The 19,793-nt window shown below is 73.4% G+C and carries 15 protein-coding genes; 10 read left to right on the top strand and 5 right to left on the bottom strand.

What is annotated here, in order from left to right:
* Nucleotides 1-106: 106 nt before the first annotated feature.
* Nucleotides 107-2,893 carry a phosphoenolpyruvate carboxylase gene (gene ppc, locus D7044_RS25995; RefSeq protein ID WP_120690461.1) on the bottom strand — a complete coding sequence of 929 codons (2,787 nt, stop codon included), beginning with the start codon at nucleotides 2,891-2,893 and terminating at the stop codon, nucleotides 107-109.
* A 206-nt stretch (nucleotides 2,894-3,099) separates the two neighbouring features.
* Here ppc and D7044_RS25990 point away from each other — a divergent pair, with 206 nt between their 5' ends.
* Nucleotides 3,100-4,140, top strand: coding sequence for a S66 family peptidase (locus D7044_RS25990; RefSeq protein WP_120690460.1), 1,041 nt, complete (start codon nucleotides 3,100-3,102; stop codon nucleotides 4,138-4,140).
* 90 nt (nucleotides 4,141-4,230) lie between these two features.
* Here D7044_RS25990 and D7044_RS25985 read toward each other — a convergent pair whose 3' ends face one another.
* Nucleotides 4,231-5,142 carry a cyclase family protein gene (locus D7044_RS25985; protein ID WP_120690509.1) on the bottom strand — a complete coding sequence of 304 codons (912 nt, stop codon included), beginning with the start codon at nucleotides 5,140-5,142 and terminating at the stop codon, nucleotides 4,231-4,233.
* A 348-nt stretch (nucleotides 5,143-5,490) separates the two neighbouring features.
* Here D7044_RS25985 and mfd point away from each other — a divergent pair, with 348 nt between their 5' ends.
* From mfd to D7044_RS25965, 4 genes are all read left to right on the top strand, one after another.
* Nucleotides 5,491-9,132, top strand: coding sequence for a transcription-repair coupling factor (mfd, locus tag D7044_RS25980; protein ID WP_120690459.1), 3,642 nt, complete (start codon nucleotides 5,491-5,493; stop codon nucleotides 9,130-9,132).
* Between the two features lie 150 nt (nucleotides 9,133-9,282).
* Nucleotides 9,283-10,101, top strand: coding sequence for a hypothetical protein (locus D7044_RS25975; protein ID WP_120673917.1), 819 nt, complete (start codon nucleotides 9,283-9,285; stop codon nucleotides 10,099-10,101).
* Nucleotides 10,102-10,103: 2 nt separating this feature from the next.
* Entirely contained in the window at nucleotides 10,104-11,102 is a 999-nt protein-coding gene (locus D7044_RS25970) for a nucleoside triphosphate pyrophosphohydrolase (protein WP_120673326.1), read from the top strand.
* 114 nt (nucleotides 11,103-11,216) lie between these two features.
* Complete coding sequence (locus D7044_RS25965; RefSeq protein ID WP_120673325.1) at nucleotides 11,217-12,836, top strand: DUF885 domain-containing protein; 1,620 nt, start codon at nucleotides 11,217-11,219, stop codon at nucleotides 12,834-12,836.
* 31 nt (nucleotides 12,837-12,867) lie between these two features.
* Here D7044_RS25965 and D7044_RS25960 read toward each other — a convergent pair whose 3' ends face one another.
* Nucleotides 12,868-13,785: an NAD(+) diphosphatase gene (locus D7044_RS25960; RefSeq protein ID WP_233565133.1), complete on the bottom strand. Its 918-nt coding sequence runs from the start codon at nucleotides 13,783-13,785 to the stop codon at nucleotides 12,868-12,870.
* A complete protein-coding gene (locus tag D7044_RS25955) occupies nucleotides 13,782-14,474 on the bottom strand; it encodes a hypothetical protein (RefSeq protein WP_120673324.1) in 693 nt (230 codons plus the stop codon). Before D7044_RS25955 ends, D7044_RS25960 begins: the two co-directional genes overlap by 4 nt.
* A 226-nt stretch (nucleotides 14,475-14,700) precedes the next feature.
* Here D7044_RS25955 and eno point away from each other — a divergent pair, with 226 nt between their 5' ends.
* From eno to D7044_RS25935, 4 genes are read left to right on the top strand one after another with little or no spacing between them, the layout of a single operon-like run.
* A complete protein-coding gene (eno, locus tag D7044_RS25950) occupies nucleotides 14,701-15,984 on the top strand; it encodes a phosphopyruvate hydratase (protein WP_120673323.1) in 1,284 nt (427 codons plus the stop codon).
* 31 nt (nucleotides 15,985-16,015) lie between these two features.
* Nucleotides 16,016-16,648 carry an FtsB family cell division protein gene (locus tag D7044_RS25945; RefSeq protein WP_120673915.1) on the top strand — a complete coding sequence of 211 codons (633 nt, stop codon included), beginning with the start codon at nucleotides 16,016-16,018 and terminating at the stop codon, nucleotides 16,646-16,648.
* A gap of 35 nt (nucleotides 16,649-16,683) precedes the next feature.
* Nucleotides 16,684-17,241: a DUF501 domain-containing protein gene (locus D7044_RS25940; RefSeq protein WP_120690458.1), complete on the top strand. Its 558-nt coding sequence runs from the start codon at nucleotides 16,684-16,686 to the stop codon at nucleotides 17,239-17,241.
* Nucleotides 17,238-17,756 (top strand): amino-acid N-acetyltransferase, encoded by a 519-nt coding sequence (locus D7044_RS25935; RefSeq protein WP_199716776.1) that lies wholly within the window; start codon nucleotides 17,238-17,240, stop codon nucleotides 17,754-17,756. Before D7044_RS25940 ends, D7044_RS25935 begins: the two co-directional genes overlap by 4 nt.
* A gap of 22 nt (nucleotides 17,757-17,778) precedes the next feature.
* On the opposite strand, the gene D7044_RS25930 is transcribed toward D7044_RS25935, so the two are convergent.
* Complete coding sequence (locus D7044_RS25930; protein ID WP_233565132.1) at nucleotides 17,779-18,660, bottom strand: CE1 family esterase; 882 nt, start codon at nucleotides 18,658-18,660, stop codon at nucleotides 17,779-17,781.
* Nucleotides 18,661-18,756: 96 nt separating this feature from the next.
* Here D7044_RS25930 and D7044_RS25925 point away from each other — a divergent pair, with 96 nt between their 5' ends.
* Nucleotides 18,757-19,740 carry an ArsR/SmtB family transcription factor gene (locus D7044_RS25925; RefSeq protein WP_120690457.1) on the top strand — a complete coding sequence of 328 codons (984 nt, stop codon included), beginning with the start codon at nucleotides 18,757-18,759 and terminating at the stop codon, nucleotides 19,738-19,740.
* Nucleotides 19,741-19,793: the final 53 nt, after the last annotated feature.

The raw sequence follows: 19,793 nt of genomic DNA, 5'->3' as shown, positions 1-19,793 counted from the left end.
CCGGAGGCCCCAGCTTCCGACGCGCGCCTGGAAGCGGCGCCCCTGCCGGAGACCTGGCAACTCGTCCGCGCGCCCTCCGGGCCGGCCCGAACGTGCCGCGCGGCGGTCAGCCCGTGTTGCGCATCCCGGCCGCGATCCCGTTGACCGTGGTGAGCAGCGCCCGCTCCAGCGCCGTACCGTCGCTGGGAGCCCGCCGACCGCCCGGCGCGGTGGCGACCGCCCGGCCGGCGGCGCCCGAGTCGCGGTACTGACGCAGCAGCGCCACCTGGAGGTGGTGCAGTGGCTCCAGGTAGGTGTCCCGCACCGCGAGGGTGCGCTGCAGCACCGGGGAGCTGTCGAGCAGCGCGGGGGACCCGGTGACGGCGAGCACCTCACGCCGGGTCAGCTCGTACTCCTGCTCGATCTTCTCGAAGATCGGGTGGAGCTGCTCCGGTACGAGCGTCTCGACGTAGCGCCGGGCGATGCCGAGGTCGGTCTTGGTCAGCATCATCTCCACGTTCGACAGGAACGTGCCGAAGAAGTGCCAGTTTCGGTGCATCTCGGCCAGCACGTCGGCGAGGCCGGCCTCGCGGGCCGCGGCCAGCCCGGAGCCGACCCCGAACCAACCCGGCACGATCTGCCGGGTCTGCGTCCAGCCGAAGACCCACGGGATGGCCCGCAGACCGGCCAGGCCCGCTCCCGTGTTCGGTCGCTTCGCCGGGCGGGAACCGATGTTGAGCGCGCCGAGCAGCTCGGTCGGCGTGGACGCCCAGAAGTACGCGGGCAGGTCCGGATCCTCCACCAGCGACCGGTACGACCGGTACGCCGACGCCGAGACGACGTCCATGGCGGCGTCCCACCGCTCCAGCATCTCGGCGGGCTGCCGCGGCGCGGTGTGCAGCAGGGTCGCCTGGAGCACCGCGGCCAGGGTCAGCTCCAGGTTCTCCCGGGCCAGCGACGGCAGGGTGTACTTGTCGGAGATGACCTCACCCTGCTCGGTCACCTTGATCGCGCCGTCGAGGGTGCCGTACGGCTGGGCCAGGATCGCCTCGTGCGTCGGCCCGCCGCCGCGCCCCACCGTGCCGCCACGACCGTGGAAGAGGCGCAGGTGGACCCCGTGCCGGGCGGCCACGTCACGCAGCGCCCGCTGCGCCCGGTGGATCGACCACTGGCTGGTGGTGATGCCCGCCTCCTTGTTGGAGTCGGAGTAGCCGAGCATGACCTCCTGCACGTCGCCGCGGGCCGCGACCAGCGCCCGGTAGGCCGGCAGGGAGAGCAGCTCGTCGAGGAGCTCACCGCCGGCGTTCAGCTCCGCCGGGGTCTCCAGCAGCGGCACGAAACCGACCCGGGCCCGGCCGCTGTGCACGTCCACCAGGCCGGCCTCGCGGGCGAGCACCACCGCGGCGAGCACGTCGTCCACGCCGAGCGTCATCGAGATGATGTACGACTCGATGACCTCGTCGCCGAACCGGTCCTGCGCCTCGCGGACGGCGCCGAAGACGTCGAACGTCTTGCGGGCCGGCTCGGTGAGCGGGGTGTCCAGGGTGGAGAGCGGCCGGCGGCCGGTCAGCTCGTCGGCGAGCAGCTTCGTCCGCTCCAGCCGGCTGAGCGCCGGATAGTCCGAGACCTCGCCGACGGCGGCGTAGAGCTGCGCCAGCACCGCGTGGTGCGCCTCGGCGTGCTCCCGGACGTCCATCGTGGCCAGGTGCAGACCGAACGCGGAGACGGTGCGGATGGTCGAGGCGAGCCGTCCCACGGCGGTGAGCTGGCCGGAGTTGCGGGCCAGCGAGGCGCGCAGCAGCTCCAGGTCGGCGATCAGCTCGCTGGAGCCCCGGTAGTCGCGGCCCGGCACGTGCGGCGTGCCCTGCCGTAGCCGCTCGCGGGTGTTGGCCAGCTTGGCCTTCACACAGCGCGCCTTGAGCCGGTACGGCTCCTCGGCGTTGACCCGGCGGAACCGGGGTGCCACCTCGGGCAGCGCGTCCAGGTCGGCGGCGAGGCTCGCGGAGAGGTCCAGCGACACCCCGCGCAGTCGCCGGGAGACCGACACCTCGTTGATCAGGTGCTCCATGGCCGTCTCGGTGGCCTGGATGCCGTGCTCGTGCTGGATCCGCAGGACCTCGCGGGTCACGGTCGGGGTGACGAACGGGTTGCCGTCCCGGTCGCCGCCGATCCACGTGCCGAAGCTCAGCGGCCGGGCGGTCGGCGAGGTCTCCACGCCGAGGGCGCGCAGCGTCTCGGCGAGGTCGTCGAGGACCTGCGGGGCGGCTTCGGCGTACAGGTCGCGCAGATAGTAGATGGCGTTGCGGGCCTCGTCGGTCGGGTCTGGCCGATCCAGCCGCAGCTCGTCGGTCTGCCACATGAGGTCCAGCAGCTCGGCGAGGCGCCGGTTCGCCGGGCCCTCGTCGCTCGCCCCGTAGAGGATCGCGTTGGCGGTCTCGGCGTCCAGTTCGTCGGCGATCGCGCGCAGCTTCGACAGGATCGACCGGCGGGCCGCCTCGGTCGGGTGCGCGGTGAAGACCGGCCGGACGGCGAGCCGGCGGGCCACGGCGGCGACCTCCTCGGCCGGCACCCCGCGCTCGGCGATCATCTTGGCCGCCTGGTCCAGCCAGCCGCCGTGCGTGGCCCGGCGGCGGCGCAGGTCACGGGCCCGGTGCACCTGCTCGGTGATGTTCGCGAGGTGGAAGTAGGTGGAGAAGGCCCGGGCCAGCTTGGTGCCGGTGGTCACGTCGAGCGTGGCGAGCCGCTGGGCGGCGGTGGGGGCCTCGGAGCGGACCAGCGCGCGGATCTCCTCGACGAGGTCGAGCAGCGGGCGGCCCTCCTGGCGGGCGAGGGTCTGGCCGAGCAGGGTGCCGAGGCGGCGGATGTCGGCTCGCAGGGCGGCGTCGGGGCCGTCGTGGTCGTGCTGGTCGGTCACGGGGCGCTCCTTACGTGGCGTACGAAGGACAGCGCTGTCCGACTTACTGGATCGTATCCGCGTGGACGTGGATGTAAGGAGGGGACCCTGGCTATCGCTTTTTTCATAGCCGGGGGCTCTTGCCATCGTCGCGGGCCGGTCGTAGGTGAGGCTCGGACGCTCTCCACCCGTGGAAAAGGGATTGTCGAGCCGACTAGCGTTCGATCATGCCGCCGTTGCGTTATCCGCCGAAACCGAAACCGGGCGACCGCGTCGCCGTCGTCTCGCCCTCCGCCGGGCTCCCGGCGATCTTCCCCCACGTGTACGAGCTGGGGCTGCGGCGCCTGCGGGAGGAGTTCGGCCTGGAGCCCGTCGAGTACCCGACCACCCGGGTGATGGGTGCCGACCCCCGGGACCGGGCCCGGGACCTCACCGCCGCGTTCGCCGATCCGTCGATCACCGCCGTGCTGGCGACCGTCGGCGGCGACGACCTGATCACCGTCACCCCGCACCTGGACGACGCGGTGCTGCAGGCCAACCCGAAGCCGTACTTCGGGTACTCCGACAACACCAACGTCCTCAACCACCTGCACCGGCTCGGGTTGGTCGCGTACCACGGTGGGTCGGTGCTGGTGCACCTCGGCCGTGCCGGCGCGCCGCACCGGCTGACCTTCGACTCGCTGCGCGCCGCCCTCTTCACCTCCGGCTGGTACGAGCTGACGCCCGCGCGGGAGTGGGGCGACGAGCCGCGCGACTGGCGTGACCCGGCGGCGCTGGCCGAGGAGCCGGTGATGTTCCCCGGCGAGGGCTGGCGCTGGCAGGGCCCGGAGCGGGTGGTGCAGGGGCCGACGTGGGGTGGGAACCTGGAGATCCTGCACTGGTTGCTGGCCGCCGATCGGGTCCCCTCGGCCGCCGAGCTGGCCGGCTCGGTGTTGATCCTCGAGACCTCCGAGGAGCTGCCGCCCGACACCGAGGTCTTCCGGATCGTGCGGAACATGGGCGAGCGCGGCCTGCTCGCCGGGTTCCCCGCCATCGTGGTCGGCCGGCCGAAGGCGTGGGAGTTCGACAAGCCGCACACGCTGGAGCAGCGGATCGCCTGGGGCGAGGCGCAGCGGGCGGCGGTCACGAAGGCGCTGGCCGCGTACCACCCGGACGCCGTGGTGGTCTTCGACGTCGACCTCGGTCACACCGACCCGCAGTTGATCATCCCGTACGGCGGCGAGATGCGGATCGACGCCATCGAACGCCGGATCAGCGTGCGCTACTGAGCCCCCGGCCGGGATCCCCGCAGCCTCCCGGAGGTCGCCGGCTCCGCCTCGCCCGAGGCGGCGACCTCCGGGCGGTCGTCGCGCCGGGTGTCAGGCGTCGACCACCGCGAACGCGCGGACCGGGAAGGTGCCCATGCCGGCGACCCGGGGCGGGGCGGCGGTGAACCGGAAACCGTCCGGCGGCAACGCGTCGAGGCCGGTCAGGTGCTCCACGATCGGGATGCCGGCGGCGAGCAGGGCGGTGTGCGCCGGGCGCTCGCCGTTCGCCGCCGGGCTCATGTCGTCGATGTTGATCGAGTCGATGCCGACCAGCGCGGCTCCCGCCTCGGCGAGGGCCCGTGCGGCCTCCCCGGTCAGGTGGGGCGCCTCGGGCGCGCCGTACCGCGGGGTGCCGAAGTGGGCGGCCCAGCCGGTGTGCAGCAGCACCGCCCTGCCGGCCACGTCGTACGGGGCGAGCATCAGCCGGTCCAGCGCCCGGGCGCCGGGCGGCACCCGGACCACGATCCCGGGCAGGTCGGCGAGGCGGTCCAGCGGCACCCCGGTCAGGTCGGCCCCGTCGGGGAAGCGGTGCGCCGGGGTGTCCAGGTACGTGCCGGTGTTGGCGATCATGTCGATCCGGCCGACCTGGAACTCGGTGCCCGGGGCGTAGTTCGCCCGGGACGCCTCCCGGGTCAGCCACTCGCTCACCCGGGGCGCCGGCCAGCCAGGCAGGGTGACCAGCCCGTCGTGGATGACGTGACTCAACTCGACGAGCCGGCGGCCGCCGGGCGCCGCGCCGGCCACGCCCCGGCCGCCCTTGTGCGGCTCCTGGATGATCGTCACGTTGCTGATCCGTACCTCGGCCACCATCAGCAGGCCGAGGTGGCGGACCAGGAGCGCCGCCAGGTCGGCGTCGCTGATCTTCCGGCCGGGGAGGTCCAGCCGGAAGCCCTCCGTACGCAGCCCGCCGCCGTTGGCGAAGCTCACCTCGGCGTCGAACTGCGCCCGCCACTGCTCGCTCATCCCGAAACCCGACCACGGCGCCCCGCGCCCGGTCAAGATCCCCACCCGTCCTCGAGGATCCGCGCGACTCCGGGGAGGCCGCAGCTGCGGGGAAGTAGCGGCCTCCGCTGGCCCGGAGACCACCACTTCGGGGAAGTTGCGCGGATCTTGCTGGATCGACCCGGCGGTGCGCCGTCGGCCGGCGGGGTCGCAGACGGGTGGGCAGGTGACGGGCGGGGCGGAACGGGGCCACCGTCGGTCGGCGGAGATAGGCTGGTGGTCGTGCACCCCCCGTCCGGCTGGACGCGGGGTCTCTGTCGTGTGCCCCGAGCGCACCACACGCGTCGACTCCTCTGGAAGTGATCGCAGATGCTCACCGGACTCTTCTCCGCCGCCCTGGCCGACCCCGGGCTGGCCCGGGCGCGTGACCTGGCGCGCTCCGGTGCCGCGCACGCCGACGGCCTCGACATCACCGCCCCGTCGGCGCTGCGCCCGTTCGCGGTGGCCGCCGTGGCCGCCGACGCCGGTCCGGAGGGCGCCGGTGGCGCCGGCCGGCCGGTCCTCGCGGTCACCGCGACCACCCGGGAGGCCGACGACCTCGCCGCCGCCCTGGGCAGCCTGCTGCCGGCGGAGCAGGTGGCGGTCTTCCCGTCCTGGGAGACGCTGCCCCACGAGCGGCTCTCGCCCCGCTCCGACACCGTCGGCCGACGGCTCGCCGTGCTGCGCCGGCTGGCCCACCCGGAGGCGGCGGACGCGCACGGTCGTACCGGCCCGCTGCGGGTCGTGGTCGCCCCGGTGCGCTCGTTGCTGCAACCCCAGCTCAAGGGGCTCGGCGACCTGGAGCCGGTGCAGCTGGCCCCCGGCGCCGAGGCGGACCTGGAGGAGGTCGCCCGCCGGCTCACCGACATGGCGTACGCGCGGGTCGACCTGGTCACCAAGCGCGGCGAGTACGCCGTGCGCGGCGGCATCCTCGACGTCTTCCCGCCCACCGACGAGCACCCGTCCCGAGTCGAGTTCTGGGGCGACGAGGTGGAGGAGATCCGCACCTTCGCCGTCGCCGACCAGCGGACCATCGAGCAGGTCGACCAGCTCTGGGCGCCGCCGTGCCGGGAGCTGCTGCTCACCCCGCAGGTGCGGGAGCGGGCCGCGGCGCTGGCCGAGCAGCACCCGGAGCTGGCGGAGATCCTCGACAAGCTCGCCGAGGGCATCCCGGTCGAGGGGATGGAGTCGCTGGTCCCGGCGCTGCTCGGCGACGAGAGCCTGGAGCTGCTGCTGGACGTGCTGCCGGCCGGCACCCACGTGCTGCTCTGCGACCCGGAGCGGATCCGCACCCGGGCGCACGACCTGGTGCGTACCTCCGAGGAGTTCCTCCAGGCCAGCTGGGCCGCGGCGGCCGTCGGCGGTCAGGCGCCGGTCGACCTCGGCGCGGCCGCCTTCCGCAGCCTCGCCGAACTGCGCGCCGCCGCCGGCAAGCTGGGCCAGGCGTGGTGGACGCTCTCCCCGTTCGGCCTGATCGAGGCGGAGGCCGCCCCGGCGCGCCAGCCCTGGGAGGACGCGCCGGACGAGGCCACCGTCACCCCCGACGACGCGATCTCGGTGACGCTGGCCGCGCAGCCGGCGCCGCTCTACCACGGCGAGACCGCGCGGGTGGTCGAGGACCTGAAGCGTTGGGCCGGCGAGGGCTGGTCGATCGCGCTGGTCTTCGAGGGGCACGGTCCCGCCACGCGAGCCGTCGAGGTGCTTCGCGACGCCGGGCTGGGCGCCCGGCTCACCGAGCAGGTGCCCGCCGCGCCGACCGCCGGTGAACTCCTGGTCACCTGCGGCTCGCTCAGCGCCGGCTTCGTCGACGAGGCGTCCCGCTTCGTGCTGCTCACCGGCAACGACCTCACCGGCGGTCGGGGCACGTCGACCCGCGACATGCGCAAGATGCCGAGCCGGCGGCGCAACACCATCGACCCGCTGGAGCTGAAGGCCGGCGACTACGTGGTGCACGAGCAGCACGGCATCGGCCGCTACGTCGAGCTGGTGCAGCGCACCGTCAACGGGGCCAGCCGGGAGTACCTGGTCATCGAGTACGCCGCGAGCAAGCGCGGCCAGCCCGGCGACCGGCTCTTCGTCCCGACCGACCAGCTCGACCAGCTCAGCCGGTACGTCGGCGGTGAGCAGCCCACGCTGCACAAGATGGGTGGCTCGGACTGGCAGAAGTCCAAGGCCCGCGCCCGCAAGGCGGTCCGGGAGATCGCCGCCCAGCTGATCCAGCTCTACGCCGCCCGGAAGGCATCCAAGGGGCACGCGTTCGGCCCGGACACGCCGTGGCAGCGGGAGCTGGAGGACGCGTTCCCGTGGCAGGAGACGCCGGACCAGCTCGCCGCGATCGAGGAGGTCAAGCGGGACATGGAGCAGACGGTCCCGATGGACCGGCTGATCTGCGGCGACGTCGGCTACGGCAAGACCGAGATCGCGGTACGGGCGGCGTTCAAGGCGGTGCAGGACGGCAAGCAGGTCGCCGTGCTGGTGCCGACGACGCTGCTCGTGCAGCAGCACTACAACACCTTCGCCGAGCGGATGGGCCAGTTCCCGTTGACCATCCGGCAGCTGTCCCGGTTCCAGACCCCGAAGGAGGCCGAGCAGACCCTCGCGATGGCCGCGGACGGGACGGTCGACATCGTCATCGGCACCCACCGGCTGCTCCAGGCGGCGACCCGGTTCAAGTCGCTCGGCCTGGTGATCGTCGACGAGGAGCAGCGCTTCGGCGTCGAGCACAAGGAGCACCTGAAGACGATGCGCGCCTCGGTCGACGTGCTGAGCATGTCGGCCACGCCGATCCCGCGCACGCTGGAGATGGCCATCACCGGCATCCGGGAGATGTCCACCATCGCCACCCCGCCGGAGGAGCGGCACCCGGTGCTCACCGCCGTCGGGGCGTACGACGACCGGCAGGTGGCCGCCGCCGTGCACCGGGAGCTGCTCCGCGACGGGCAGGTCTTCTACCTGCACAACCGGGTCGAGTCGATCGAGCGGGCGGCCCGACGCATCCGGGAGCTCGTGCCCGAGGCGCGGGTCGCGGTGGCGCACGGGCAGATGAGCGAGGAGGCGCTCGAGAAGGTGATGGTCGGCTTCTGGGAGAAGGAGTTCGACGTACTGGTCTGCACCACGATCGTCGAGTCCGGTATCGACATCCCGAACGCCAACACCCTGATCGTCGAGCGCGCCGACCTGCTCGGCCTGGCCCAGCTGCACCAGATCCGGGGCCGGGTCGGCCGGGGTCGGGAGCGGGCGTACGCGTACTTCCTCTACCCGCCGGAGAAGCCGCTCACCGAGCACGCGCACGAGCGGCTGGCCACCATCGCCCAGCACACCGAGCTGGGCGCCGGCATGTACGTGGCCATGAAGGACCTGGAGATCCGGGGCGCCGGCAACCTGCTCGGTGGTGAGCAGTCCGGGCACATCGAGGGCGTGGGCTTCGACCTGTACGTGCGGATGGTCGGCGAGGCGGTGCAGGCGTTCAAGGGCGAGGGTCCCGAGGAGGAGACCGACGTCAAGATCGACCTGCCGATCGACGCGCACCTGCCGCACGACTACGTGGGGGTGGAGCGGCTGCGGCTGGAGATGTACCGCAAGCTCGCCGAGGCGCGCGACGAGGAGCGGCTGCGCGAGGTGGTCGCCGAGATGACCGACCGGTACGGCGAGCCGCCCGTCCAGGTGCAGAACCTGGTCGCGGTGGCCCGGTTCCGGCTGCTGGCCCGCCGGTACGGCCTCACCGACGTCTCCATGCAGGGCAAGCACCTTCGGTTCAGCCCGCTGCCGTTGCCGGACTCGAAGCAGCTGCGGCTCAAGCGCTACCACCCGGACGCGGTCTACAAGCAGGCCGCCGACCAGGTCAGCGTGCCGCGGCCGAGTACCCGTCGGGTCGGCGGCGAGCCGCTGCGCGACCAGGCCCTGCTGGAGTGGTGCGCCCAGCTCCTCTCCGACGTCCTCGGCGAACCCGCCCTCGCGGCCACCCCCGCCTGACCCTCCGCCCCTCCGCCCCTCCGCGTCGATCATGAAGTTGTTGCTGCGACACACCGCCACCACGCGCAACAACTTCATGATCGCGGGTGGTGGGGCCGGGCCGGGTGGGGGGCGTCACAGGTGGATGGTCGGCGTGAGAGAGTGACCTTCATGCGTGCTCGCCGACTCATCGCCGCCGCCAGCGTCGCGGCCCTCGCTGTGCTCTCCCTCGCCGCCTGCGGCCGGTCCGCGCCCGACGTCGCCGCGTACGTCGGTGACGCCACCTGGTCGACCGAGCGGGTCGACGCGATCTACGACGACGTCCAGGCGGATTTCGGTGAGGCCGTGCGCCAGGAGCTCGGCCGCACCGGGGTGAGCCCGTCGCCCGAGCAGCTGCGGTCCACGGTGACCCGGCAGGACGTGCTGAACCTGCTGGTCAGCCTCGAGCTGGGCAAGCGCGTCGTGGCCGAGAAGAACCTGCAGGTCGCGGACAACGTCAGCGCGACGCAGCTGGAGAGCGTGCTGCGGGTGCCGGCCACGACCGAGTACACCCGGCTGTGGAGCGAGTGGATCGACATCCTCGAGGCGCTGAACCAGCAGCTCCCGCCGGCCGAACTCAGCGACGACTCCGTGATGGCCGTCTACCACGCCATCGCCGAGACCGGCGCGATCGACAGCGGGCTCTCGGTGGCGGAGGTCCGCCAGGCCTTCGGCGACGGCGGTTTCGTGCGCAGCGCGACGGCGGTCAGCGTCGCCCTCCAGGAGGAGGCCGAGCGGGCTGACGTGTCGGTCAACCCGCGGTTCCGCTCCCTCGGCGTGCCGTCCTTCGTGAGCGGCCCGCAGGGCCCCATCGTGTACGCGTTGCCGTACGTCGACGAGGATGGCCCGGTGACCGACATCTCCACCCCGGAGCCGCCCCAGTCGAGCGAGCCGGCCGAGCCGGTCGACCCGAACGACCCGGCCGGAGTGACCGAGCCGGTGCGCAACTGAGCATGTCGGCCCGGATCGTCCTGCTGGTCACCTCGCCCCGGCTGCCGGCCGGGCTGCTGAGCGCGGCCGCGTGGGACGTCGTACGCTCCGCTCCGGTGCTGACCGGCGCGGAGAGCGAGTCGACGGTGGCGATCCGTGCCGTCGGCGGTCGGGTCACGGTGGTCGACGGCCCGGCGACGCAGGCGTTGCTCGACGCGGTCCGCGAGCACGGCACCGTGGTCTGGTTGGCCGGGCCGAGCGGTGACGAGGCGCTCGCGCGGGAGCTGGGGCTGCGGCTGGCCCGGGAGCCCGGCCTGGCGGAGCTGGAGCTGATGTACGGCTCGTGGGACCCGCCCGGCGCCCGGCTGCTCGACGCGGTCGCCGTGATGGACCGGCTGGCCTCTCCCGGTGGTGATCCGTGGAAGCGGGCGCAGACGCACGAGAGCCTGTCCCGGTTCCTGCTGGAGGAGTCCTACGAGGCGTACGACGCGATCAGCGCCGGTGACACCGACGCCCTCCGGGAGGAGCTGGGCGACGTGCTGCTCCAGGTGGTGCTGCACGCCCGGCTCGCCGAGGAGCTGCCCGAGGGCGAGCGGTGGAACGTGGACGACGTGGCGGGCGGCCTCGTCGAGAAGATGATCCGGCGCAATCCGCACGTCTTCGCCGGTGTCGAGGCGGAGACCCTGGAGGAGATCACCGCCAACTGGGACCGGATCAAGCGGGCCGAGAAGCCGAACGGTTCCGTGCTGGACGGGGTCGCCCTCAGCCAGCCGGCGCTCGCCCTGGCCGCGAAGATCCTGGAGCGCGCCGAGCGGTTCGGGTTGGCCGTGCCGCCGCCGCTCGCGCAGGGGCAGGTGGACGCGGAGGCGCGGCTGGGTGCCGGTCTGCTGGCCACTGTCGCCGCCGCCCGCGAGGCCGGTCTCGACCCGGAAGCGGCTCTCCGCCGCGCCGCCCTCTCCTACGCCGAAGCCATCCGCGCCGCCGAACCCCCCACCCCCGAACCCCCCACCCAGCCAAGTTGATCAAGAGGTTCGCGTCAGAAACGGCCACCCCGGTGACGCAAACCTCTTGATCACCGCGGCTGGGGCCGGGCGGGGGTTCGGGGGGAGTGCGGGCCGAGTCGGTAGGGTCGGCGGGTGGAATCGTTTGCCCCGCTGGCCGAGCGGATCGTCGAGGCGCTGCTGGAGAGCCGACCCGATCTGGCCTCGTCCGCCGGTGACCACCGCTTCGACGACCAGCTGCCCGACTTCTCGCCCGATGGGCGCACGGCCGACCGGGCCATGCTCACCGACGCCGCCAACGCGCTCTCCGAGATCGACGGGGACGCGCTGGAGGACGAGGAGCGGGTCGACCACGCCCTGCTCAGCGCCCTCGTCGACCGGGAACTCTTCGAGCTGACCGAGATCCGGGCGTACGAGTGGGACCCGCTCCGGCACAACCCGGGTCCGCTGCTGCACGCGATCGTGGCCCGCCCGTACGCCCCGGCGGACGTGCGGCTGACGCAGCTCGCCGGGCGGCTCGCCGCCGTACCGGACACCCTGGCGATCGCCCGGGGGACGCTGCGTGACATGCCGCGGATCCACGCGGAGACCGCAGTCGGTCAGTTCACCGGCACGGCGGCGCTGATCCGCGACGAGGTGCCGGCGCTGCTCGCCCAGGCCCCGGAGCTGTACGACCGGGTGGAGCCGGCCGCCACCGCGGCGATCGCGGCCGTGGAGGAGTTCGTCGCCTGGCTGCGCACCGGACTCGCCGCCGACGCCGGCCCGGGACGTGATCCGCGGCTGGGCCGGCGCCGCTGGGAGGCGCGGCTCTGGCACACCCTCGACACCGAGCTCGGTGCCCCGGAGATCCTGAAGCGGGCCTGGGCCAACCTGGACCGGATCACCGAGCAGATCCGGGAGGCGGCGGTCGAGCTGGTCGGTGGTCCCGCCGACGACGAGACCGTACGCCGGGCGCTGGGTCTGCTCGCGGCCGAGCATCCGGACGACGCGACCATCGTGGAGCTCGCCTCGAACACCCTCGACGAGGCGACCGACTTCGTCCGCGCCCACGACCTGGTCACGCTGGTGGACGACCGGTGCGTGATCCAGGAGATGCCGGAGTTCGCGCGGGGCGTGGCGGTCGCCTACTGCGACGCGCCCGGGCCGCTGGAGGTCGCCGACGTCCCCACCTTCTACTGCCTCGCGCCGACCCCGGCGAGCTGGTCCGCGCAGCGGGTCGAGTCGTTCTACCGCGAGTACAACAACCACATGATCCGCAACCTGACGGTGCACGAGGCGATGCCGGGGCACTTCCTCCAGCTCGCGCACGCCCGCCGGTACGCCGGTGGAACCCGGGTGCGGGCGCTCGCCGAGTCCGGCCCCTTCATCGAGGGGTGGGCGGTCTACGCCGAGGAGGTGATGACCGGGCTCGGCTTCGGTGGCGTGCCGGTGCGGTTGCAGCAGCTCAAGATGCAGCTGCGGATGACCATCAACGCGCTGCTGGACCAGCTGGTGCACTGCGAGGAGCTGTCCGAGGCGGAGGCGATGGCGCTGATGACCGAGCGGGGGTTCCAGGAGGAGGGCGAGGCGGCCGGAAAGTGGCGGCGGGCCCTGCTGACCTCCACCCAGCTCTCCACGTACTTCGTGGGCTACACCGAGGTCGCCGAGATCGCCGCGGCCCGGCCGGAGGGTGTGCCGCTGCGGGACTGGCACGACGCGATGCTCGGCCACGGCAGCCCACCGCCGCGCCACCTTCGGTCCCTGCTCGACCTGTAGGGGCCTCGCCCGGGTGCTCCTGGCGAGGCGCCTAGCGCCGCGTCCCAGCGCGGGTCGCGTCGATCAGCCAGCGGGAGATGGAGTACGCGGGCGGCAGCTCGGCCGGCAGCGCGTCGAGTGGGAACCAGCGGGCCGCCACCAGCTCCCGGCCGTCCACCACCGGCTCGGCGGTGGGGTCGGCCGAGGTGGCGGTGAATCCGGTGAGCAGCACGCCCGGGCCGGACATGGCCCACGGCTGGCTGCCGAAGTAGACCGGCTCGGTCAGCGTCAGCCCGACCTCCTCGCCGGCCTCGCGGTGCACCGCCGCCTCCAGCGTCTCGCCCGCCTCGACGAAGCCGGCGACCAGCGCCCACAGCTCGGTCGGCCCGTACGAGTGCCGCACCAGCAGCAGCTCGTCGGGGCGGCCGGCGGGGCCGGGCCGGGTGACCGCGACCAGCACTGCGGGAGAGAGCTGCATCGGGACGTAGAGACCGCAGTCGGGGCAACGGCGGGCGGGCTCGCCCGGCACCTCGGCCAGCTCGGCTCGGCAGGCACCGCACCAGCGGTGGCTGCGCCGCCAGGTGATCACCTGGAGCGCCCGCCCGGCCAGCGCGGCGAGCGGCGCGGAGACCTCGGCGGCGAGGGCCGGCCAGCCCGTCCAGCGACCCGGCTCGTCGGTGCGGGCCCCGTCGGCCGCCGGCTCCTCGCCGTCCGGCTGCGCGCCACCCCAGGCCGGTACGCCGTCGAGCGTGCCGAGCGGCACCCAGTCCGAGCGGGCGGGCAGGTCGCGGATGCGGGGAAACCGGCCGTCGGCGCCGAGCAGCAGCCGCCGGCCGGCCACCACCAGCGCGAGATGGTGCGGCTCCGGCGGCCCCGGCACACCCGCACCGGGCAGGAAGAGCGGCTCGGGCCCGGTGGCCGGGGCGGGGACCGGCTCGGCGTCGGGGACGGGCACCGGCGCGGTGGTCACGAGGTGGTCGAGCGCCGGTCGACGATGCCGGCGCCGGGCGGCAGGTCGAACGCCGAGCTGTCGATCGTCTCCGAGTAGCGGTTCAGCGTCACCTCGACCGGCTCGCCGTCGACCTGCCCGGTGAAGCTGCCGAGCACGCCGTCCGTGGTCACGCAGGCGACGAAGTCGTCGCCCGCCCGGTCGACGTCCACGCAGGTGGCGTGGTGCCCCGCCACGGTGGTGTCGTCCTGCTTGATGATCGCCTCGGGTTCGAGCGCGGCGGCGGTCAACATGCCCACCACGACCGGCGGGGTGATCAGGCCGCGTCGTTTCGCCTCCGCGAAGACGGCCACCGAGGGCTTGCTCCCGGCGGCCGGGGGCGGGGCCAGCGTGCAGACCGTCCGGCCGCCGGTCGCCTCGCACTGGGTGGTCGCCTCGCCGGTGACGGTGAGCTTGCCACCCGGGTAGCTGTACGCGGAGCGGGCCGGATCCTGCGCCTGGGCGATCGAGGCGCTCTGCCCGCCCGGCAGCTGGTAGTCGGCCGAGTAGGTCAGTTCGAGCGCCCGGTCCAGCCGGGCGGCGAGGTCGTTGACCAGATCGGCTCGCCCGACCACCCGTCCGGCGTCGTCCAGGGTCTGGCATCCGGTTACCGTGAGCGACGCGATGACCGACACGGCGAGCACGCGGAGTTTGGTCGAGGCGGCGGGCATGGTGCCCAGCCTTATAGATCGGGTCCACCCGATGCAAACCCGTTGCCGGTTGAGGCCGGAGAATCCGGGAATGTCCGGGCACGGTGCCGCGAAGGTCAGGTGGCGGAGAGGCCCGCGTACGCCCGGACGGCCCGGGCCCCAGGGTCGCCCGCTACGCTGCGTTCAACACCTGCCTCAGCCGCACCGTCGCGGCCGCACCCGAACCACACATACGAGGAGCGACTCAGTGGCAACCATCGAGGGAATCGTCGCCCGGGAGATTCTCGACTCGCGGGGCAACCCGACCGTCGAGGTCGAGGTCGGTCTGGACGACGGCACGGTGGCCCGCGCCGCGGTGCCCTCCGGCGCCTCCACCGGCGCCTTCGAGGCACTCGAGCTGCGCGACGGTGACGCCGACCGGTACCTGGGCAAGGGCGTCGAGAAGGCCGTCGCGAACATCGAGGACCGCATCGTCGATCAGATCATCGGCTTCGAGGCCAGCGAGCAGCGCCTCATCGACCAGAAGATGCTCGACGTCGACGGCACCGACACCAAGTCGGAGCTGGGCGCCAACGCGATCCTCGGCGTCTCCCTGGCGGTGGCGAAGGCCGCCGCGGGCAGCGCCGAGCTGAGCCTGTTCCGCTACCTCGGTGGCCCGAACGCACACCTCCTGCCGGTGCCGATGATGAACATCCTCAACGGTGGCGCGCACGCCGACTCCAACGTCGACATCCAGGAGTTCATGATCGCGCCGATCGGCGCCCCCACCTTCCGTGAGGCGCTGCGCTCGGGCGCGGAGGTCTACCACGCGCTGAAGTCGGTGCTGAAGAAGAAGGGCCTGTCGACCGGGCTCGGCGACGAGGGCGGCTTCGCCCCGAACCTGCCGACCAACGCGGCGGCGCTGGACCTGATCGCCGAAGCGGTCGAGAAGGCCGGCTACCGCCTCGGCACCGACATCGTGTTCGCGCTCGACGTGGCGGCCACGGAGTTCTTCGAGAACGGCACCTACACCTTCGAGGGCGCCGCGAAGTCCGCCGAGGACATGAGCACCTACTACACGAAGCTGGCCGACGAGTACCCGATCGTGTCGATCGAGGACCCGCTGGCCGAGGACGACTGGAGCGGCTGGCAGACGCTGACCGCCTCGATCGGCGACCGGGTGCAGATCGTCGGTGACGACCTGTTCGTCACCAACCCGCAGCGCATCGCCCGTGGTATCGCGGAGAAGGCGGCGAACGCGGTTCTGGTCAAGGTGAACCAGATCGGTTCGCTCACCGAGACCCTCGACGCCGTGGACCTGGCCCACCGTGCCGGTTTCAAGTGCATGATGAGCCACCGCTCCGGCGAGACCGAGGACACCACCATCGCCGACCTCGCCGTGGCGACCGGCTGCGGCCAGATCAAGACCGGCGCGCCGGCCCGATCGGACCGTGTCGCCAAGTACAACCAGCTCCTGCGGATCGAGGAGGAGCTGGCCGACGCGGCGCGGTACGCCGGCGCCGGCGCGTTCCCGCGCTACCGTTCGGCCTAGACACGCGAGGCCTCGGGGGAGGGGTGTGACGATGCAGCAGCGCCGCACACCGGGTGGTCAGCGTCCCGCCCGCCGGCCCGGCCAGTCGGGTCGGCCGGGCGGGGCCCGCGCCCGGGGGTCGCTCCGGGAGGCCGGCGTCCGCGCCGAGCCGAGGAGCGCCGCCGGTCGCGCTCCGGGCGTCGCCCGGGGCACCGAGGGCGTACGCTCCGCGAGCCGGCCGGCCGCGGCCCGGCGCACCGGCGCCGGCGGTCCGGTCAAGCGGCTCTCCGCGCCCCGTCCCCGACGCCTCACCGGGCGGGCCACCGTGCTGTTCGCGGTGCTCATCGCGCTCGCCCTGGCCTACACCTACCCGGTCCGGGTCTACCTGGAGCAGCAGGCCGACATCGAGCGGATGGAGGCCGCGCAGGCGGCGCAGGAGGAGCTGATCGCCGACCTCTCCGAGGAGGCCGCCAAGTGGCAGGACAAGGCCTTCATCGAGGCCGAGGCGCGGGACCGGTTCTTCATGGGCCGGCCGGGGGAGAAGCTGGTGATCGTGCTCAATGACCCGGAGGGCGCGGCCCGGGACGCGGGGAAGGCCGGGCCCGGCGCGCCGGCCACCCCGGACCCCTGGTACGACACGCTCTGGTCGAGCGTGCGGGCGGCCAACGAGCAGCCCGCGAAGTGAGCACCGGCCGAGGTCGCGAACGAGAGATGGGGACAGTGACTGTCGTACCACCGCAGCAGCCCGCGGCGGATTCCGTACCCCCGCCGCAGCGGGAACCGGCCACCGAGGCCGACCTGGCGGCGGTGGCCGCGCAGCTCAGCCGCCCACCCCGCGGTACGCGGGCGGTGGCGCACCGCTGCCCGTGCGGCCTGCCCGACGTGGTGGAGACGACGCCCCGGCTGGCCGACGGAACTCCCTTCCCGACGCTCTTCTACCTCACCTGTCCCCGGGCGACCGCGGCGTGCAGCCGGCTGGAGTCGGCCGGGCTGATGAAGGAGATGGCCGACCGGCTGGCGGCCGATCCCGAGCTGGCGGCCCACTACCGGGCCGCGCACGAGGATTACCTGGCCCGGCGGGAGGCGATCGGCCACGTGCCGGAGATCGACGGGATCTCCGCCGGCGGGATGCCCGGCCGGGTGAAGTGCCTGCACGTGCACCTCGGGCACGCGCTCGGCGCGGGGCCCGGGGTGAACCCGTTCGGCGACGAGACGTTGGCCCTGGTGGAGCCCTGGTGGACGACCGGACCCTGCGTGGACGTGCCGGCGGCGGAGTGAGCGCGGTGACCGACGAGATCGTGGTACGGCGGGCGCGCACCGGGGACGTGCGCGGGATCCGTCGGCTGGTGGACACCTACACCGATGACCGCCGACTGCTCAGCAAGGCCACCGTCACGCTCTACGAGGACGTGCAGGAGTTCCGCGTCGCGGTACGCGCCGACGACGGGACGGTCGTCGGCTGCGGTGCGCTGCACGTGATGTGGGAGGACCTCGCCGAGATCCGGACCGTGGCGGTCGACCCGTCGTACCGGGGGTTGAAGCTCGGACATCGGATCGTCGGCGAGCTGATCGACTCGGCGCGCGAGCTGGGCGTCGCGCGGATCTTCGTGCTCACCTTCGAGACGCGCTTCTTCGGCTCGTTCGGCTTCACCGAGATCGACGGCGCGCCAGTGCCGCAGGCGGTCTTCGAGCAGCTGCTGCGCTCGTACGACGAGGGTGTGGCGGAGTTCCTCGACCTGGAGCGGGTCAAGCCGAACACCCTCGGCAACAGCCGGATGCTGCTGCGTCTCTGACCGCCGCCGAGGTCGGTCCCGCTCAGGAGCGGCGCGGGTGGGCGGAGAAGAACTCCCAGATCAGATCGGTCGCCTTCACCCCGGCGTCGGCGGCGGCGAGCTGCCCGGCGGCCGCCCCGGGCCACGAGTGGCCCATCTCCGGCAGCGTGTAGACGGTGACGTCGCTGCCGTCGGCGCAGCGGGCGTCCGTGCGGGTGACTCCCGGCGCTCCGGTGTTCCCGACCGGCGTCGGCTTGCATCCGAGCCGTCGCTGCCAGGTCTGCACTCCCGTGCGGAAGATGTCGAAGTACCGGTCCTGGCCGCCGATGAAGGTGATCACCGAGACCGGCTGCTTCGGCACGAACTCCTCCGACTCGGTCAGCTGGCCGCTGTAGCCGCCGCTGACCACGCCGATGGCGGCGAAGACGCCGGCCGCCTCCACCGCGGCGCGGAAGCTCATGTCGCCGCCGTTGGAGATGCCGGTCAGGTAGACCCGGTCGGCGTCGGCACCCCAGGTGCTCACCAGGTGCTCGGTGAGGGCGGTGAGGAAGCCGACGTCGTCGGCGGTGCCGCAGCAGATCAGGGCGTTGAAGCCGCCGGAGAGCCCGTCCGGGTACGCGACCAGGATGTTCTCCCGGTCGGCGAGGGCGTCGAGGCCCACCATCTCCTGCATCACGGTGCCCTTGCCGGGGTAGGGGTGCAGCGCGACGACCAGGGCGCTGGGCTTCGTCCGGTCGTACGTCGGCGGGGCGTGCAGGAGGTAGCTGCGCTCCTGCCCGCCGTGCGTGAGGGTCAGCCGGTGGTCCCCGGGGGCCGGCTGCGCGGCCGCACCGGAGGGCGACGATTCCGGCGTTGCGGCGCCCCCGTCACACGCGGTACCGAAGAGCATCAGTCCCACCGCCGCTACCGCCAAGAACCGTCGCATGCCTGTCCCTTCGTCCTCGATCGCGCACACCCTCGGCCACCGTGCGTTACCCGGTCAACCCTTTCGGTCCTGCCCGAAGGCGGGCAGGCTGCTCGCATGCTTCGCCTCCGGCTCCGATCGGCGGACCTTCGCCGGATCCGTTTCGCCGACCGGCTGCATCCGGTGGGCACGGCGTTGCTGGCCAGTCAGGCGCTGCGTGGCCCGACGGTCGCCGCGAACGCGCCTGCCCTGGTCGACCGGGTCGGCGGGGTCACCAGCGGCGACTTCCGGGCCGCGACGGCGGCGCTGGCTCACCTGCTGCCCGCCCGTGGCCGGCTGCCGGATTTCCTGACCCCCTTCGACGGACTCGAGTCGTTGGAGGCGGGCCTCGACGCGATCCGGGCGGTGCCGGCCCGGCGGGTACGGGCGGACGTCACCGCCGCGTACGCCGAGCTGCCGGCCACCTCGTTGCGGCGGCGCTTAGCGGCGGCCGATCCGGAGGTCTTCGACCTGCTCGTGCGGGCGACGCGCACCTGGTTCGAGGCGGTGCTCGCACCGCACTGGGCGCAGCTGGTGCTCGCCCACCAGCGGCAGGTGGAGACCGCCGCGCAGCAGTACGCGTCGACGGGGCTGGACGGCCTGCTCGACGGGTTGCACCCGCTCATCCGGTGGCGGGCGCCGGTGCTCGACGTCGAGACGTGGTGGAGCGGTGACCTGCCCGGTACCGGGCAGGGGCTCATTCTGGTGCCGTCGCCGCTGGCCGGTATGCGGCCGCGGGTGCTGGTCGAGCCGGACCGGCCGGTGCTGCTGGTCTATCCCGTCGCGGTCGGTTCGGCGTTGATCGCCGCACCAGAGGTGGATCCCCTCGCCCGGCTGCTCGGTCGCACCCGGGCCGCCGTCCTGCGCCGGCTGGGCGAGCCGGGCGGACACACCACCACGACGCTCGCCCGGGCGACCGGGATCAGCCTCGCGTCGGCCTCGGAGCACGCCACCGCCCTGCGCGGCGCGGGCCTGCTCAGCACGGATCGGACGGGTGGAGCAGCGCGGCACCGACTGACGCCGCTGGGCGCGCACCTGCTCGGTGCGCCGCCGGCGGCGTGACCGCCGGTGACCACGGTTGCGGCCCGGCGGCTGCCGTAGGGTTGCGGGCGTGA

The organism is Micromonospora musae (assembly GCF_003626635.1).
In the GTDB taxonomy this organism is placed as follows: domain Bacteria; phylum Actinomycetota; class Actinomycetes; order Mycobacteriales; family Micromonosporaceae; genus Micromonospora; species Micromonospora musae.
The sequence above is the reverse complement of the archived record's forward strand: the minus strand, read 5'-3'. Positions and strand labels throughout refer to the sequence as shown.